Source organism: Chitinophaga filiformis (genome assembly GCF_021646545.1).
GTDB lineage: Bacteria > Bacteroidota > Bacteroidia > Chitinophagales > Chitinophagaceae > Chitinophaga > Chitinophaga filiformis_A.
The window spans coordinates 877,712-896,101 of record NZ_JAKIRP010000002.1 but is presented as its reverse complement, the minus strand read 5'-3'; the positions used below and the strand labels follow the sequence as shown (position 1 = coordinate 896,101).

The following is an 18,390-nucleotide window of genomic DNA, read 5'->3' as shown; positions in this document are numbered from 1 at the left end:
AAATTTTCCTCGTTAGTTTGTATTTATTTAAAGCCGATCTGCACCCCCAGATTGACAACGCGCTGATTGATATAAGCGTCGCCCGCTGAGTTGCTGGATACCTCGGGGTCCTGCTGGTACTTATCGTAGTTGGTCCATGTTAACAGGTTATAAGCACTCAGGTACAGTCGCGCGTTGTTAAGGCGTTGTGGTAACCAGCGGCTTGGCAACTGATACCCCAGATCGATCGTTTTCAGACGTACATAACGTGCATCGATCAACCAGAAATCTGACATATAGGTGCGTGCGCTATTTACAGTAGTCGGATTGCTGGTCAGACGAGGGAATTGTGCATTATCCGCATTCTCCGGCGTCCATCTTTCCTGGTGGATAGGCTGAAACTGACTCTGAAAAGTCTCGATACCGGTACCTACCACACTGAAACTATACCCAAACGCTCCCTGGAACAGCAGACTCACACTAAACCCTTTATAATTAGCTGCCAGTGTCAGACCAAGCACCGTATTAGCCAGATTCGGACGACCGATAGGGCCGCGGTCATTATTGTCTATAATACCGTCGTTGTTCAGATCCCTGTATTTGAGATCACCTGCCTGGATCGGATATTCACTCAGCGGCGTAGCGGGTTTATCATGCGTATTCGCCTGGATCTTCTGAATATCCTCCGGTGTATAATACCCGATAAAAGTATAGCCGAATGGCTGATCGATAGGACGACCTGTTTCCCTCAACCAGGGGAAAGCCGGCTGTGCTTCATCCTTGAACAGTACCTTGTTTTTGAAATGCTGGAATACCAGGCTGGTGGTGAAGTTCACGCGACGGATGCTGCCACGGTAGTTGATCTGCCCGTCAAACCCCCTGTTACTTGTCCTGGCCACATTCGTCGGACTGAAACCAATACCGATAATACCGGGAACAGAACCCTTCCGTACCAGCTGATCATAGCGGATATCATGGAAATAATCGACCGTCACAGAAAGCTTGTCTTTAAACAGATTCATATCGATACCCACATCTGCTTTCTTCGCTTTCTCCCAGCTTACATCCATATTACCCAATTCTCCCTCATAAATAGAACTTTGTTGCGAATCATTCTCTCCGAAGGAGTAACCGCCACTATAGTAATACTCCTGACGATAGAGATAGCGGTTGCCCGACGTCACATCAGATCCCACTACACCATAGGAACCACGCAGTTTCAACAGACTGAAAGGCAGATTACGTTCCTTAAAGAACGACTCCTGTGAAATATTCCAGCCCACACCTACTGCCGGGAAGAAACCGTTCCTTTTCTTCGCCTGAAAACGGTCAGAACCATTATAAGCCCCGTTAAAATCGATCAGATATTTCTGCTGATAGTTGTAGCCAACCTTGAAGGAAAGTCCGCGGAAATTGGCCGGAACATCCGATTTAAAGGCATAACTCTGCTTATTGTATAGTATGAGTGAGTTAAAGGTATGCGCACCAAAGCTGCGGTCGTAATTCAGGAACGCCTGCGTGTTCACATTCCTGCTGTACAGGTCCGTATTCCCTGTAACCCTGTAAGCCTGTAAACGGTAATTTCCACGGGGATCCAATGTATAAGACCTGTCCACGGGATTATAGTGATAAGAAGGCGGATCCTCTGGCCGGAACAGGTTCCTGGAATATTGCTCTACACCGGCATAAGCCACACGGGCTGTCAGGGACAAACCCTTCGTCATAAAATCCAGTTGCTGCGTAGCACCAAATAAGGCATTAAAGTCCGTACGCTTACTACGGGTATACCCCCCATTCGCCAGACGGGCGTTGATAGTCGGCAGCTTATCTTTTGTATCCGCTGCAAACGCATAACTACCATCCGGGTTCATAACAGGCGCGGAATAAGGATGTATCTTTTCAAAATTATAGACTTCCGATACCACATTCGCCGCATGTGGTTCGTTGATATCACCGAAACGCGCTGTCAGATCAAGACGCAGTGTCAGCGTCTTATTCGCCCGCATATCGAGATTGGAGCGGAAGTTATATCTGCGGAAGAAATAGTTTGTATTCACTTCATTACGGGGATCAGAAAAGTCCTTTACAAGCCCGTTCTGTGTTAAAAATCCACCGGAAATAAAGTACTTCACGGCCTCCGTTCCACCGGAGATATCGACGTTGGTATTTGCCTGCTGCGCAAATTTCTTAAACACCGTTTCATACCAGTTGATATTCGGATGGCCATATGGATCTTTCCCATTTCTGAATAGCTCCAGGTCTGCATCCGTAAACAGTGGCGTCAGACCGTCATTCTTGTAGGCTTCATTTACCAGCAATCCCGTATTGTAAGCATCCAGTAACCTGGGCGTCTTTACCGGCGCCTGCAGACCTGATTCTGCACGCACGTTTACCTGCGGACGGCCGCTTTTACCTCTGCGGGTCGTTACCACCAGTACGCCATTAGCACCCTTAATGCCATATATCGCGGTAGTGGACGCATCTTTCAGGATAGAGATACTTTCAATCTCATTGACGTTGATCTGTTGCAACTGGTCATAAGAGTATTCAATATCATCCACAATGATCAATGGCTTGTTTCCCTCGCTGTTCAGCGAACTCACACCACGGATAAAGAAGTCAGACGCATCCCTCCCCGGCTGACCGGAACGTTGCTGCGACACAAATCCTGGCAGTTTACCCATCAGTGTATTTTGTACATTGGCAGTGGGTACATTCCTGATCTCAGCCCCGGTAATACCACTTACCGCACCGGTATTTGTAATACGTCTTGTCTGCGTAAAACCCACCACAACTACTTCATCAATTCCCTGTGTAGCAGGTTGTAATATGACGTCAAGCGTCACTAAACCTGTTACACTGATTTCCTGGGTTGTAAACCCGATCAGCTTCACGATCACCGCATTCGACTTTCCCTTCAGGGTCAGTTTAAACCGGCCATCTGCATCTGTAATAGCCCCATTCGTAGGCACGCCCTTCTCTACAACTGCCGCACCAGGCAATACGCCATTCAGGTCTTTCACAGAACCGCTTATGCTTTTTTGCTGTGCCATCGAAGACAGGGAAATGGCCAACAGCAGCAACAGTAAAATATGTTTCATCTTCAATCAGTTGATTTCATGTCAGGAATAAAGCTTACCATCCAGGATTCTGGCGCATATTGTCGTTTTTCACTACCTCGTCGTACGGTATCGGATACAGGTACATTTTCGGCGCACTGAACACCGGTTTGAAGGCTTCCGCTACGCTATAAGACAGATCTCCTCCGTTCCGGATAATACTCATGCCATGCAGCGGCTTGCCATACACCTGGTGTGCGATCTTCCAGCGACGGATATCCCAGAAACGATGCTCTTCAAAGGCCAGCTCTATACGACGTTCATTGCGGATCTGCTGACGCATTTCATCCTGAGATAAACCCGGACGTAATCCATACAGCCCATTATCTCCAGGTGTGATACCTGCACGGGCACGCAGGTCTTTCAATACCTGGTACACCTCTCCCGTAGGACCATTGTACTCGTTTTCCGCTTCCGCAAAATTGAGCAGCACTTCGGTATAACGCAGCAGTATCCAGTCATGACTGGTATTACTGTATTGGGTCGCATTCTCAAAATTGCCCATGAACTTGCGCATATAGTATCCTGTCCTGGTACCAGGCTCCGCTCCGCCGGGTCTGTGCTGACCGCCTTCATACGTTTGTATCTCTGTATTCAGCCATCTCGCACCGTTGTAAATGATGCTCATCGTCAGACGTGGATCACGATGCGCATAAGGGGCATTCGCATCATATCCTGACGCCGGGTCAGTAATAGGAAGGCCCGCATCCGTAGGAAAAGCATCTATCAGCTCCTGTGTCGGATTGGTACGACCACGGGCTACCTGCGCAAAACCTACCGGACCGTTCGTTGATTCAATATCCGTTGAATTACCTCCCTGACGGAAGAAGATGACCTCACTGTTATTCTGTGTGATGAAGATATCTTTGAAGTTAGGCAGCAGGGAAAAAGTATTTTCGTCTATCAACGCTCTGGCCGCATCTGCCGCCAGTTTCCAGCGCTCTTTATTATAACCGGTATAACCGGTGAGTGGATTGCCTGCATCGATATTCTCCCCGTTAAACAGCGGGCTCGCAGCATACAACAGCACCCTTGCTTTTAATGCCAGTGCTGCACCCCTGGTAGCACGGTGACTGTTCAGCTCCGGCGCTACAACCGGATTCGGACGCAGACTATCCTTGATCGCATCACATTCACTAACGATATACTGTACGCATTCTTCAAAAGAACTACGTGGCACCTGTACATCATCTCCTAATTCCCGTACTTCATCACCCATCAAAGGCACACCACCATAACGTTTCAGTAATTCGAAATAAAACAGCGCCCTGATAAACCGCGCCTCTGCTTTCCAGGCATAACGCACCGAATTACCATTAGGCAACTTATCTTTCACCGGAGAAATATTAATATTAGACACAAAGATGCTTGCCGCCCGGATAGCCGAATAAGCGCTGTTCCAGGGTGTTTCTTCCGCAATCGTCTCAAAAGAAGTATAAGCGCCTGTTGCGAGTTTAGATACGCTGGTAGTGCCGGTAAAACCAGAAATAGCATCATCAGAGGCTGCATCCAGCAGATCACCGCCTACGCGGTTGTAACCGCCGGGTAATTTGGAATACACCGTATTCAGGAACTTATTCGCATAAGTACCCAGCGAATCATCTTTGTCAAAGACATATTCTATCGTCACTTTCTCAAGCGGTACCGCTTCGTAATCCTTTTTACAGGCTACCAGGGCAATCAGGAAGCCGGCCAGGAGAAATATAGTTGGGAATTGCTTCATGTTACTTTATTTAAAATGGCTGACTAGAACTTAATATTCAGACCTGTATTCAATACCCGTTGAATCGGATAGGCGCCTACTCCAACTTCAGGATCTACAAAATCGTAAGGTGCATGTGTGAACAGGTTCAACCCGTTGGCAAAGATTTTCACCCCGCCCAGTTTCAGTCGCTGTACCCATACATAAGGCAGGTTATAGGCAATACTCACATTCTTCAGACGGAAGTAGTTGCCGTTACGCACCCAGAAAGTAGAACTGGCTTTATTGTAGTTGTAGTTTGCATCTGCAGACAAACGGGGATATGTTGCTGTACCTGCTGTTTCAGGTGTCCAGCGGCCGGTAATCTGTTCGTAAGCCTGTCCGTAAGTGAAGTTGACGAACTGGAATCCTAACTCTGTAGCAAAGTTGGCTACGTAGTTTGTGCGGTTACTGACACCCTGCAACAAGGCGCTTAATTCCAGCCCCTTCCAGGAAATACCGGCGCTGATGCCATAGTAAATACGTGGACTGGATCTGGCAATAGGCGCTTCATCAAATTGATTGATCACACCGTCTCCATTCAGGTCTTTATATTTGATATCGCCGGGTAATGGCTGGTAACCGGTAATGACAGGTGCAGCGGCAGCTTCTTCGGCTGTCTGCAAAAAGCCATCTGCAATATATCCGAAACGCATACCTACCGGTTGTCCTGTTCGTTTGTTCCATTCATAATCGCGCCGTTGTTCATCCATGAAAATCACCCTGCTCTGCTCCACGCTGCCATTTGCAGTGATGAAATAATGGAAGTCGTTGATATCCGACTGCCAGGTCACCGTCAGCTCTCCTCCTTTGTAAAGATTGATGCCAATGTTTTCCGGTGGATAGGCCGCTCCGGATAAACCAATACTCTTTCCTCTTATCTGTAAAAGATTCGCGTAACGGTCATGATAATAATCACCCGTTACCTGCAAACGGTTATTGAACAGGGAGATGTCAACACCTACATCTATCTTACGGGCTGTCTCCCATGAAATGTTTTTGTTCGCCAATCCATTTTCCTGGAAACCGGACGCCGGTGAACGGGCAGTACCCTGTTCATAAATACCACCACCTATGCCATTGTTCTCACTGAAATCCTGACGCCAGATATAGTAGCCGGAATTATCGATCCCATTGCCCGTCTGCGCATAGGTAGCCCGCAGCTTCAACTGGTTCAGCCAACCTGCCTGGTCCTGCATAAAGGCTTCCCTGGCGATGTCCCAGCCAATGCCGCCCGCATAGAAGGTACCGTATTGTCTGCCCGGCATATAGCGGTTATAACCGCTTCTGTTGATGGCAGCTTCCGCAAAATATCGGTTACCATAGTTGTACGTAGCCTTCGCTGACAGGTTCGTGGCTTTACCCGGAAGGTCATAGTTGAAGATCGTCTGTCTTCTGTCCGCCAGCACAATGGCACTCAGTCCGTGCCCACCAAACTGACGATCATAATTCAGAGAGATCTGTCCGAAGAAATACTGTGCATTGAAAACAGAGATAAAGTCATTGTGCTGGCTCACCGACTGCCCAAACCTGGCATACGTGGTGTCGCCCTGTGTGACGTTCATTTTATAAACAAGATCCTGCTTACTGCGGTTAATCGCATTGGCGGACTGGATCGACAGGTTGCCCTTGCCTTTCAGCGACAAACCAGGCAGCCAGTCACCCAGGTCATAACGGAGGTCCACATTCGCCATCACGTCTTTACTATTGTCCTGAATATAACCACTGTTGACCGTAGATGACAGCAGGTTGGTGGTCAGGTTACCTGTACCACCCCAGCTGCCGTTGATATTGGTGATAGGATAGGCTGCATTGGGAGTAGAAAGCAGATCACTCAGTATTTTACCGGTACCTGCTCCTGGTTGTGTACCTTCCTGTAAACGGCCGAATAACTGCATGCCGACATTCAGGTTACTGGTGACGTCGATATTGACGTCTGTGTTGATCAGGTATCTTTTCAGACCGGCATTCGTCGTATAACTATTCTCTGGTGATGATTTGAAGATGCCCTGTTGACCGGTATAATTCAGTGATACGGAATAACGGGCTACATCCCCACCGCCATTGATGTTCAGATTATATCGTGACAAAGGCGCATTATCTCTCAATACCTGGTCATACCAGTTCACATCAGGGTGACCATAAGGATCGGAATGATCACGGAACGCACGTATGTCTGCTTCTTTGTATAAAGGCGCTTTGCCGTCATTCTGCAAAGCTTCATTTAACAGGTATGCATACTGCCAGGCTGGTAAAGCTTTTGGCATACTTAAAGACTGCTGTATCGCTGTCTGTGCGGTAAATGACAAACGTGGTTTACCGGCACGGGCACGTTTGGTGGCCACCAGTAACACACCCCGTGAACTACGCTGTCCCAATAAGATAGTAGACAATCCATCTTTCAGCACAGAAATAGATTCAATATTCTCCGGATCTATAGAAAACACATCGCGTTGTACACCATCTACGATCGTGACAGGCGTTTGTCCCCGCAACCACAGATTGATCTCAGCGTTGTCATTCGCTTCCAGTGCGCCCGACCTGGGGATATTTCCTACAAACTGATCCACATCAAAGTTATTGCCGGTACCAGGATTGCGGAAACCACTTGTTTGCTGGGTATACAAGCCCGCAAGACGTCCTGGTAATGCATAGGCATACAAAGTAGCCGGTGTAGATGACAATTGACTGGTATATACAGTGCCTATCGCGCCCACACTACTGCGACGATCCGCCTCTCCGTATAATACAGGGATGTGCTCCGGATCAGGAATGAAAACTTCTTCCATACGCAACACGACGGTATTGTTTTTTACAACATGTTGCAGCTGTTTATAGCCGGGATATTGCATTACAAGAACGCTGTTGCGCCCGGCTGCCAGTGTAAATTTTCCTGCTGCGTCGGTAAATGTGCTGTCGCCTGTTCCTTTAACGTAAACAAGGGCTTTTGCCAGCGGCTGACCATAAGCATCTACCAGTCTGCCGCCAATGCCAGCAGCCCCCTGCCCGTATACGCTGCCGCTAAGCAGGCATAGCAGACAGCTAAGCGCAGAGATATATCGTTGAATATAATTGAGTGCCATTGTATAATTTTTATGCGACATGTTTTACTGGCATTTGAACGTGTAGACGAATGGATTAGCTGTATTGCTGTAACCCACGTTTGTAGTACCGCTGGCATCTGTAAAGAAGTACGTTATCTTCTCCAGCTTATCCCCTTCCTGCATACTGAAATACGTACGGGGCCAGAAAGTAATAGCCGATTTCCTGCCGGTGTAAGGCTTCAGCTTCGACTGGTCTGTCTGTATACAGGCGTCCAGCAGTTTACCGGTACTGGTATAAGCTTTCGCGCACAGATAGATATTCGCTTCTCCGCTGAGCGCTGTAGATACTACATCCGGATCAAATGAGATAGTCAGCAGGTCATTGTCTGTCGCTACGCCAGGTGTTACCGCGCCGATCTGCGGATTACAGAAATCAGTCAGATCGCTGATACCATCACTCACGGTGAAGCAATCCATAAAGCGGCTTTTATACACGTTGTTAGAACCGAATACATCGCTGAGTCCATCCGTACTGGTACCCACGAAATAGCCGGTTTTAAACTGTACGCTCTCCGCACCAGGCATTGTCTTAATCGTTACATTAATCGTCTCTTTTACGCCCTGCGGCACACTATAGGACTGCTCCGTCCAGAACACCACCCATTCGAGGTCGTCTGCCATAAAGTTGCCGCCCATGCCGAAACGGTTCTTCAGGGCTGCCGGCCAGTTTTGTCCGCCGCCGGCATCTACGCTCAGTGGTACGGGTACCATTTTGCCACTACCATAGGCCCTAGTGGTATAAGTGATAGAAGAATTTGCACCGGCCTGCCAGTTCTTAGGCGCCAGGAAACCAATGATCAGCCGCACATTAGACCGTCCGCCATCTGCCACATCAATGCGCGTTTCCATCGTAATGGTCATCTCTTCGCCAGGTCTGGCATCAGCAGGTTGCACCACATTATCAAGGAACACACAGCCTGCCAGGAACAGCAGCATCCCGCTTATAATCCATATATATTTTTTCATATCGTGTCGTATTGAATCAGGTTAGGGAGCCACTCTTTCAAGTGTGTACAGATAAGTATTGGATGCGCAACCAGGACTGAAGGAAAACACCATGTTACGTTTACCATTCACTACCGGATAAGTAAAACCGGTACTGACAGCAGCATCGGTGCCCGTTTGCAGGAACGAGATGCGTAAAGGATACGCGGGATCATCCAGTGAATAACTACCGTTTTTGTTCACGACAAAAGGCATCGGATGCTCAATATTGTACTGCCCCTCTTTGAAATGTATTCTGAACTTCGTGAAATCTGCCAGCGTAGTAATTTCTACGCCATTCCGGACTGCCTTGACGATACGCCACTCACCCGAAATGTCTTTTATCTGCTCAGGCACAGATATTTCCTGCCGTTTGCAGGCATTGATACTGAGTAACAGTATCAGTAAACAAAAGGAGATGCTTACTTTCATGGTGGTTGTTTTACCAGTTTGGATTTTGCGCCAGTTCGGGAGATTTGGCGGTTTCACTTTGTGGAATTGCCCACAGGTACATAGCCTTGCGGAAATTATGTTTACGTACGGGAAAGACGGTATATGTGGCATTGTTGCCATTGCGGACTACTTTCATACCGGTCATCGCCTTATTCTGTGTGGTTTCAGCGATCTTCCACCTTCTCACATCCCAGAAACGATGTCCTTCAAATGCCAGTTCCACTCTCCTTTCGGCCTGTATTGCCTCCCGCATCTGATCCTTTGAGAGTCCGGCAGGTAATTCATAGGGCATCAGTCCCGCTCTTCTGCGCACCAGTTGTATCGCATCGTACACCGCTTGTGTCGGCCCGTCAAATTCATTACTCGCTTCTGCGAAATTCAGCAGTACTTCTGCATACCGGATCAATGGAAAACAACGCTGACTACCATGAATAAAGTTGGCGCTGATATTTTCATCCAGCATCTTCTTCGTATAGTAACCGGTAGGCGTTCCCGCCAGTACGGCGTCCTGGCTCACACCACTGCCACCTGTGGTGAGGTAGATATTGACCGGTTCTTTCAGACCATTGTTCTGTATCAATGGCGTCTGGTCACGAATCACAGAATAAGCAAGCCGTGGGTCCCTGTCCTTATAAGGATCCGTTGCGGCATAACCCGAAGCAGGATCTGTGATCGGTTTACCATTCGCCATACCAAAAGCGTCTACGAATTCCTGGTAAGGAAATCCTCCCTGTCCACCGCCACGGGAAGGTGGTTGCCAGGCAGTCTCCAGTTCACGGTTCAACCCCTGCATTTTTGCCAGGATATACTCTGAATTGACACGCAGGGTAAACACTTTATAAAAGCCATAACCCGGCGCCGTGGCATTGTCCTCATACAAGGAATAAGCATTGGAATTCATCACAAGGGCTGCTGCATCTGCGGCCAGTTTCCATCTCTCGGGCACATTATCGGTATAACCGGTCAGCGGATTCTGAGGATCTACGTTTCCGCCATTGAACAGCGGACTGGCAGCATACAGCAATACCCTTGCTTTCAGGGCCATTGCGGCGCCACCACTGGCGCGGCCATAATCCTCTCTTACCCGCTCCAATGGCAATGCGCCAGCGGCAGCATCACATTCGGAGACGATATAGTCCACACATGCTTTAAAAGAATGACGGGTGGCCGGGATCTGGTCCGTAACATTATACACGGAATCGCCGACAAGCGGTATCCCCCCGTAATGCTTCAGGAGGATGGCATAATACCACGCCCGCAGGAAACGGGCCTCTGCCCCCATTACATTACGGATATAGGAAGGAATAGGCGTACCTGGAAGATGTTTCAGCAGGAGGTTGACCCGCCGGATGTTCGTATAACATAAACTCCAGGCGTCACCGCTGATAATAGAAGGATTGACGGTTCCCGTGGCAAACTGGACAGAAGTGGTGATAGAAGCCGACTTCTGCGGCTCAGCCTCATCACAGGCAGCGTCCAGTCCACCGTTCCCGAAACGGGTGGCATTCTCAGTAAAACCGATGTCAATGTAAATGTTGGTAAGGAATTGTACTGTCCTGGCACTGTCGGAAAAGACCGATTTCTCGTCCAGGTTGCTTGTCTCCGTCTGATCGAGGAAGTTCTTGTCACTGCAGGATACCAGTGTAAGAATTCCCATGCACAGGCACAGGGAAGCTGCGAACATGAAGGTCAGTTTCATAACGTAATACGTGGTAGCGTTCAGTTTTTGGTGATAAAATCTATGTCCCCATTTTTATTATGACACCTCAAAAGAAGCCTACCGCCATCCGGATACTGATTTTATCAAAAATGACCTCCCTGCGCCTGTACAGGGTCCTAATATCCCTCATTCTGTCGTAGCAGTCCGTTACTTAACCGGATCTCCCGCAAAGGGATAGGCAGGTGATTGTGTATCCCTTCTTTATAACCGGGTAATGTGCCTGCCGCCTTGCCGGTCCGCACCAGCTCAAAAAAACGGATATGATCCCCCAGGGCCGTTTCTACCCGCTGTTCATGGTAAATATTGTCCAGCGTCACGGTCCCATAAGGCGGTAATATCCGCATATCGGTATTCCCACCACTTTTACGCGCCCTTTCCCTCACTTTGTTAACCAGGTCAGTCGCATGACCCACCTCGCCATTATGCACTGCCGCTTCAGCCGTCCATAACATGACCACCGCCAGGCGGTAAATACGCTCATTGGTCGGACCATCCCCTGCGCCGCCCCCGTTATTGTAAGGAATCTCATTCTGAGGTAGCCAGTATTTCTTATTATAGTATCCTGTCTGGCTGGAAGTCGTATTTGCCACCGTACCATCCGAAAGAAGGTCGCCATTGGCAATAACGGTCGCTTTTAGCCTCGGATCGCCTGGTTCGAAGCTGTTCACCAGGTTTTGCGTCGGACAAACAAATCCATAGCCCCAGGTATTCCGGGGATTCTGCCAGAGGTTGATATTACTTCCCACGTTTTTCCCCGGCACATTTGCCATATTGATCTCAAAGATGGAACCGATATTGAACTCTCCTGCCGTGGTAAAGATCTTTGTATAATCCGCCGCCAGGGTATACTGACCGGAATTGATGATCTCATCTCCTATACGTTGTGCATCCGCCCATTTCTGCTGCCACAGATATGCATACAATAACAATGCTTTCGCTGCGCCAACAGTCGCTTTTCCGTTCTTATCAACGGTCAGTTCGCTCTGCTGTGGTAATACCGCTATCGCACTATCCGCATCCAGTTCGATCTGCGCCCATATCTGTGCAGGTGTGGCTTGCGGTTGGTTATAATCTCCTGTCTGTAACGGTTTCGTGATCAGGGGTACATTCCCAAATAGCTCCATCAGCTGCAAATAAAAATAAGCACGGAAAAAGCGGGCCTGCCCAAGGATCCTTTGCTTATCCGTCTCATTCATCGCAATAGGTGGCACCCTGTCCAATACCAGATTAGCCAGGTAGATGCCATGGAAATTAGCCTGCCAGGCGCCTTCTACATAACCATTATCCGGTTTGGCAACAAATAACTTCAGTTGCTGCATCTCCGCCACATCGGAAGCGCCGCCGCCACCTTTTTCCGCATCATCCGACATAACATCACCTACCGCAATACGGGTTTCCAATGCAAAGAAATTCTGTGGCCTGGCGGCGGCATAAACGGCATTAATAGCAGCTTCTGCATCAGCAGCGGTTTTATAATATGTAGTGGTAGATAAATGCGCTGTAGGATCCTCTTCCAGGAACTTGGAACAGGAAGTAAATACAACAGTAAAGACTAAAAGAAAATTAATAAATTTCATACAACTGTTTTTAATGGATACGATAAGATGATACCCAGACTGACATTTACTATATATTTGTTACCCTGCATTCGTTCCTCGTTGCATGAACGAAGGAATGCAGGGCAAGCATTATAAAGTAAGGTTCAAACCGGCAGTAACAATTCTCGGCTGCGGGTAGTTCACCTGATCCTGTCCCAGGTTCAGGGTACCGGCATTACCACCGAAAGTGATCCCGATTTCCGGGTCATAACCGTCATACTTTGTAAACGTCAGCAGGTTTTGTCCGGAGACGAATACCCGCAGTCCACTCATCTTCCATCTCTCCATCAGTTTACCCGGGAAATTATAACCCAGGGTCACATTCCGCAGACGCAGATAAGAACCACTGCTCAGATAGTAGCTGGAAGCACGCGCATTGTAATTCGGATCATTCGCATTCAGGCGGGGAATAGTATTACTCGTCCCTTCACCATGCCACCGGCCCAGTGTCTCCTGTTCCATATTGTAGTTGGAGATAAAGAAGCCGTTTGTGTTGTATTTGTAGGATTGATAGATCTTATTGCCGGCTACGCCGAAAAAGGACAGGTTCAGGTCAAAGCGTTTATACCCTGCACCCACATTAAAACCATACTGGATTTTCGGGATAGGCGATCCCAGGTAAGTCTGATCAAGATCATTGATCACCTTATCATTATTCAGATCTTTAAAACGGATATCGCCAGGCGCTGCATTCGGCTGTGTAGCATGGTTGGCAATCTCTTGCTGGTTCTGGAAAATACCGTCAAATACATAACCGTAGAATTCAGCAACCCGTTGGCCTGCACGGGTCATATTCGGACTACTGAAGATCTGTGCCCCTTCATTCTGTAAACTCAGTACCTTATTTTTAAGCGTAGAAAGATTTACACCGGCATTCAGACTTACACCATTGCCAAAGGTATGATTGTAGTCCAGTTGAAACTCAAACCCTGCGTTGAACATAGATGCCACATTGGTCAGCGGACCGGTAGAGAATCCGCTTTCATATAAAATAGGGATCCGCAACAGCATGTCCTTTGTCTTTTTGTTATAATAATCAACCGTACCACTCAAGCCTTCCCACAATCTGAAATCAAAACCGATATCCCATTGGCGCACCTGCTCCCATTTCAGGTCAGGGTTACCTAATCCATTGGGTTCGGCAGTCAAAGCCGCATTGGCCGGATTGCCATAGGCATAATAATAGTTGTTAATGGTCGAAGAGAAGTCATAATAACCGGCGCTGGACTGATTACCCACTACCCCCCAGCTGGCCCTTAACATCAATGAATGAAGTGCTTTTACATTGTCAAACCAGCCCTCTTTGGTCAACGACCAACCGACAGAGGCAGAAGGAAAATTACCATACTTGTTATTTGCGCCAAACTTGGAAGAACCATCTCTTCTCAAGGTGGCAGTTAAGAAGTATTTCTCCCTGAAATTATAGTTAACGCGACCGATATATGAAAGCAGGCTCCAGCGCACCATACTGCCGCCTACAGCAGGATTGGCAGTACCTGCATCAAGGTATTGCAGATAAGGATCATTACCGGGTTGTCCCTGGTTACTCCCCCTGATAAAATCATAACTGAAACGCTGCTGAGAAACACCTGCCAGTAACTTTATCTCATGATCATCTCCGAGCCGCTGTTCGTAAGTAGCAGTGTTATCCCATGTCCAGCTATAGCCGACGGCTTTTGTCTGCGAAAGATTAGGTATCGGATTATTCTGTGCAGCAGACACATAATAGGAAGGCGCAAAAGCCTTGTCATCTAAAAAGTTCAGATCAATACTCAGGTTAGATCTCAACGACAGTCCTTTCACCGGTTTGATCTGCAGATACGTAGCGCCTACAACAGACCAGTTATTATATGGATGATTTTTGGAAATATTATTGATGCTGGCAATGGGGTTCTGGATATCCGAATACCTGGCCGGTACATAGTTACCCGCTGAATCCAGTAAAGGCACCGTAGGATCCATACTAAGTGCCGACAACAGATCCACCCTGCTGGTAGCGCCTTCTCCCACCAGGTATTGTGTACTTTTCGCAATAGAGATATTCTCTCCTACCTCCACCTTATCATTGGCCTTAAACGTTGAATTAAGCGACAAAGAGGCACGTTTGAAAGAAGAACCAATGACGATGCCGTCCTGGTTAAAATAGTTTCCACTCAGGCGGTAAGTAAGCTTCTCGCTGCCACCGGCAAACGCCAGATCATAACTCTGGATAGGCCCCGTACGGAACATCGCATCCTGCCAGTCGGTGTTCAGCTGATATTGAGCCGGATCGCCCCATGGAGAAGCTTGTCCCGCATTCTTATATGCTTCGGTATTCAACGTAATAAAATCCCGGGTATCCAGCATTTTCAGTTTCTTCCTGAGTTGCTGTACACCGCCATAAGCATTGAAGTAAATATGAGACGAATTCCTGCTACCCTTCTTTGTTTCTATCAGCACCACACCATTCGCACCTCTTGAACCATAAATAGCCTGCGAAGAAGCGTCTTTCAGTATCTGAACAGAAGCAATATTTGAAGGATCGATCGCATTGATCCCGTTGGCCGTCAGCGGTACGCCGTCCACGACATACAGTACATCTGAGTTGTTGATAGAGGTTAATCCCCTGACGCGGACCTGCGCGTTTTTACCCGGTGAACCGGAGTTCTGGGTAATCTGTACACCGGCGGTTTTACCTTGTAAAGATTGCTGCAGACTGGCAGCTGGCAGATCTTTGATATCACCGGCATCAACAGAGGAAATGGCCCCTGTTACCTCTCCTCTTTTCTGTGTACCATAACCCACCACCACTACTTTTTCAAGACTGGTCGCCTGGGCCTGTAAAACAATGTCTACGCGTTGCCTGCCATTAATGGCGGCCTCCTGACGGGCATATCCTACAAAAGTAACAACCAGTACATCCTGTGGAGAAGCCTGTATACTATATGTACCGTCAGGACGGGTCCTTACACCTTTTGAAGGCGCACTGCGTAGGGTTACATTAGCACCTGGTAAAGGTTCATTCCCTTCGCCGCTTACGCGGCCAGTGATAAGCGTATCTGCATACAGCTTAGTAGCAGATGCTTGTACACCAGTCAGCAGCAGGACTAAAAAGAAACATAGAGGGAATAGTTGAACAAAAGAAAAGCCGGCAACAGACCCGCGCTTTTTATAGCGCATGAAAGGGCCATAGGAGGAAACTGTGGAATACATACATGACCGTTTGAATTAACAAAAACGGGGAGAAGCGGTTAACCCTGACTTCATTTCATAACGCTGACATGCATGTTCGTTGACAAACGACATGGCAGTACCGGTGCGTAAAAAGCAGCTTTCTGCTCTCCCTTGTTGTAATGACACGTTACAACACCGGTACCGCCATTCGCTGAACTGGATTTATTCTATACCCCAGTCTTTATTGGGCCTTGCTCCCATTTCCAGCAGCAGGATGCCACCGCTGGCAATATCCGCATGATCAATATGCGCATACTTATAAGGTTTGCCATTTAACCAGGCTTTCTGGATATAACGGTTTGCAGCACTGTTGTTACGCGCAACAATGCTGAACTGCCTGCCTTTGGCATATGCAGGATCAAGCTTTAAAGTAATCGTATCAAACACAGGACTGGTGATTTCATAACGGGTGCTTCCCGGACATACCGGATGCAGGCCACTGGCTGCCAGTACGTACCAGGCGGACATTTGTCCGACATCCTCATTACCCACCAGCCCCTCCACGGAATTATGATAAGCGCGTGCGCAGATAGCGCGTGTCCACTTTTGTGTCAGCCATGGGGTACCAAGGTAATTAAACAGGAAAGGTACGTGATGCACCGGCTCATTCGCATGATTATAGTAATCATTCCACATCATGTTCTCCGGTGCTTTATCAAAGAAAGCCGTCAGATCGGCGAGTACCTTTTCCTTTCCTCCCATCAGTGCAATCATTCCTGGCACATCCTGTGGTACAAACCATCCCTGCTGATAAGGGCTGCTTTCGATAGTACCATATCCCTGACGCATACGACCATCTTCCGGCCATGCCTGCCAGCTGCCATCATCATTGCGCGGACGGAACCATGCTTTTGAGCTGTCAAATACATTACGGTAATTGGCGCCGCGCGCCGTATATGTCTGCGCATCCTCTTTTTTATTCAGAAAACCTGCCAACCGGCCTAAACACCATTCAGTATATGCATACTCGAGTGTTAAGGATATACTTAGTCCGCCGGTAGAATAGCCCTTACTACCATTCCCGAATTTCTCTATGGTATTCTTTGCAAAGCCATACGCTTTCTGTACATCGAAATTCCGGATACCTTTTGCATAAGCATCCGTGATCACAGACACAGCAGGATTACCAATCATACAACCACTGTAAGCATTCAGTATCTCCCAACGTTCAAGATAATGGTTACCGCTTTCATCCGCGAGCGTCACCAGTGAATTGATCTCATCATTTACAACAGCAGGGTTGATAATGGTCTGCAGAGGCATCTGACTGCGGAACACATCCCATCCGCTGAAGATGGTGCGTCTGCGAAAGTTTTTGTCTGTATGCACCTTGCCATCGCCACCCATATACTGACCATCAACATCTGCACAATGACGCGGATCAATCATCGTATGATACAGGGCACTGTAGAATACTTTGCGTTCTTCTTCAGTACCTCCCCTGATAGCTATCTTACCTAATGCCTGGTTCCACAATGCTTTCGCATGCTGCTGTACACCATCGAAATCCCAGCCTCTTATTTCTGCCTGCAGGTTCGCCTTTGCACCATCAACGCTCACGAAAGAGATACCGGCCTTCATCAATACTTTTTCATTTGCAGTAGTAGCAAATTCTGTATAAAAACCAAGGTGTTTGCCGGCCTTTTCTTTTACACCGGGCAATACAGCGGCTTTAGCGATCTGCTGCTGATAACGGTCGCTCTCAATGTCTTCGCGTTTGCGGGACCAATCATCCGGAATATCAGCGCTCCATACTCCGGACTTACGCAGCGGCTTACTGAACTGTGCATAGAAGTATACGGTGTAATTTGCCTTTCCATCACCATTTCCCCAGCCGCCACCATCAGGTGTACAACGCATATAACCCGCGATGGTATGATCATCGATCACTTTCACTTCCTGCCATACAGACGTACCACCTACCCTGCGGGCCAGGTCTATCTGTATACGTGATTGCTGATTAGCAGGAAAAGTAAAGCGCAGGATACCGCTATGCGGAGCGGCCGTCATCTCTGCTTTGATATTGTGCTCCGTCAGTTTTACGCCATAGTAACCCGCACTGGCTTTCTCATCTTCTTTTGCGTAGGAAGAGCGATAGCCTTGTTCCGGATGTTCCGGTTTACCGGCAACCGTCTGCAGCGGACCAGTCGCAGGCATCACCAGAAAATTCCCCAGATCGCCATACCAGCCGATACCACTCATCTGCGTAAAGGCAAAGCCTTCTATAGTTGTATGCTCATAACTATACCCGGAGCCGTTGTCGCCACCGGTGATGGTATTAGGACTCAGCTGTACCATACCAAAAGGCGTTGCAGCACCCGGAAAGGTTTTACCCAATCCGTGATAGATGCCGGCTGCTCCGGTGCTCGTACTGGCGCCTATGAATGGATTGACATAGTCAGCCGGCTGTTGCGCTAAACTGATGAAAGGCGCCATGAGTATGGCGCCCGTTAATAGCTTACTATTCTTCTTCACTATA

At 48.2% G+C, this 18,390-nt stretch carries 9 protein-coding genes; all 9 read right to left on the bottom strand.

Features of this window, described 5'->3' with window-relative positions; genetic code table 11:
• Positions 1 to 23: 23 nt before the first annotated feature.
• Positions 24 to 3,080 carry a SusC/RagA family TonB-linked outer membrane protein gene (locus tag L3C95_RS09785; RefSeq protein ID WP_236387207.1) on the bottom strand — a complete coding sequence of 1,019 codons (3,057 nt, stop codon included), beginning with the start codon at positions 3,078 to 3,080 and terminating at the stop codon, positions 24 to 26.
• Positions 3,081 to 3,114: 34 nt separating this feature from the next.
• Complete coding sequence (locus tag L3C95_RS09780) at positions 3,115 to 4,821, bottom strand: RagB/SusD family nutrient uptake outer membrane protein (protein ID WP_236387205.1); 1,707 nt, start codon at positions 4,819 to 4,821, stop codon at positions 3,115 to 3,117.
• Between the two features lie 23 nt (positions 4,822 to 4,844).
• Entirely contained in the window at positions 4,845 to 7,922 is a 3,078-nt protein-coding gene (locus tag L3C95_RS09775) for a SusC/RagA family TonB-linked outer membrane protein (protein WP_236387203.1), read from the bottom strand.
• Between the two features lie 24 nt (positions 7,923 to 7,946).
• On the bottom strand, positions 7,947 to 8,909 hold the full coding sequence (locus L3C95_RS09770; protein ID WP_236387201.1) for a DUF4961 domain-containing protein: 963 nt from the start codon (positions 8,907 to 8,909) through the stop codon (positions 7,947 to 7,949).
• A 21-nt stretch (positions 8,910 to 8,930) separates the two neighbouring features.
• On the bottom strand, positions 8,931 to 9,359 hold the full coding sequence (locus tag L3C95_RS09765; protein ID WP_236387199.1) for a DUF5004 domain-containing protein: 429 nt from the start codon (positions 9,357 to 9,359) through the stop codon (positions 8,931 to 8,933).
• Positions 9,360 to 9,369: 10 nt separating this feature from the next.
• Positions 9,370 to 11,079 carry a RagB/SusD family nutrient uptake outer membrane protein gene (locus L3C95_RS09760; protein ID WP_236387197.1) on the bottom strand — a complete coding sequence of 570 codons (1,710 nt, stop codon included), beginning with the start codon at positions 11,077 to 11,079 and terminating at the stop codon, positions 9,370 to 9,372.
• A 137-nt stretch (positions 11,080 to 11,216) separates the two neighbouring features.
• Positions 11,217 to 12,677, bottom strand: a complete 1,461-nt coding sequence (locus tag L3C95_RS09755; protein WP_236387195.1) for a RagB/SusD family nutrient uptake outer membrane protein — start codon at positions 12,675 to 12,677, stop codon at positions 11,217 to 11,219.
• A gap of 111 nt (positions 12,678 to 12,788) precedes the next feature.
• On the bottom strand, positions 12,789 to 15,890 hold the full coding sequence (locus L3C95_RS09750) for a SusC/RagA family TonB-linked outer membrane protein (protein WP_236387193.1): 3,102 nt from the start codon (positions 15,888 to 15,890) through the stop codon (positions 12,789 to 12,791).
• 183 nt (positions 15,891 to 16,073) lie between these two features.
• Complete coding sequence (locus tag L3C95_RS09745; protein ID WP_236387191.1) at positions 16,074 to 18,386, bottom strand: GH92 family glycosyl hydrolase; 2,313 nt, start codon at positions 18,384 to 18,386, stop codon at positions 16,074 to 16,076.
• Positions 18,387 to 18,390: the final 4 nt, after the last annotated feature.

Bases quoted from the DNA above. Each gene is read 5' to 3' on its own strand.
- L3C95_RS09785 (WP_236387207.1), bottom strand. From the start codon at position 3,080: ATGAAACATATTTTACTGTTGCTGCTGTTGGCCATTTCCCTGTCTTCG.
- L3C95_RS09780 (WP_236387205.1), bottom strand. From the start codon at position 4,821: ATGAAGCAATTCCCAACTATATTTCTCCTGGCCGGCTTCCTGATTGCC.
- L3C95_RS09775 (WP_236387203.1), bottom strand. From the start codon at position 7,922: ATGGCACTCAATTATATTCAACGATATATCTCTGCGCTTAGCTGTCTG.
- L3C95_RS09770 (WP_236387201.1), bottom strand. From the start codon at position 8,909: ATGAAAAAATATATATGGATTATAAGCGGGATGCTGCTGTTCCTGGCA.
- L3C95_RS09765 (WP_236387199.1), bottom strand. From the start codon at position 9,359: ATGAAAGTAAGCATCTCCTTTTGTTTACTGATACTGTTACTCAGTATC.
- L3C95_RS09760 (WP_236387197.1), bottom strand. From the start codon at position 11,079: ATGAAACTGACCTTCATGTTCGCAGCTTCCCTGTGCCTGTGCATGGGA.
- L3C95_RS09755 (WP_236387195.1), bottom strand. From the start codon at position 12,677: ATGAAATTTATTAATTTTCTTTTAGTCTTTACTGTTGTATTTACTTCC.
- L3C95_RS09750 (WP_236387193.1), bottom strand. From the start codon at position 15,890: ATGTATTCCACAGTTTCCTCCTATGGCCCTTTCATGCGCTATAAAAAG.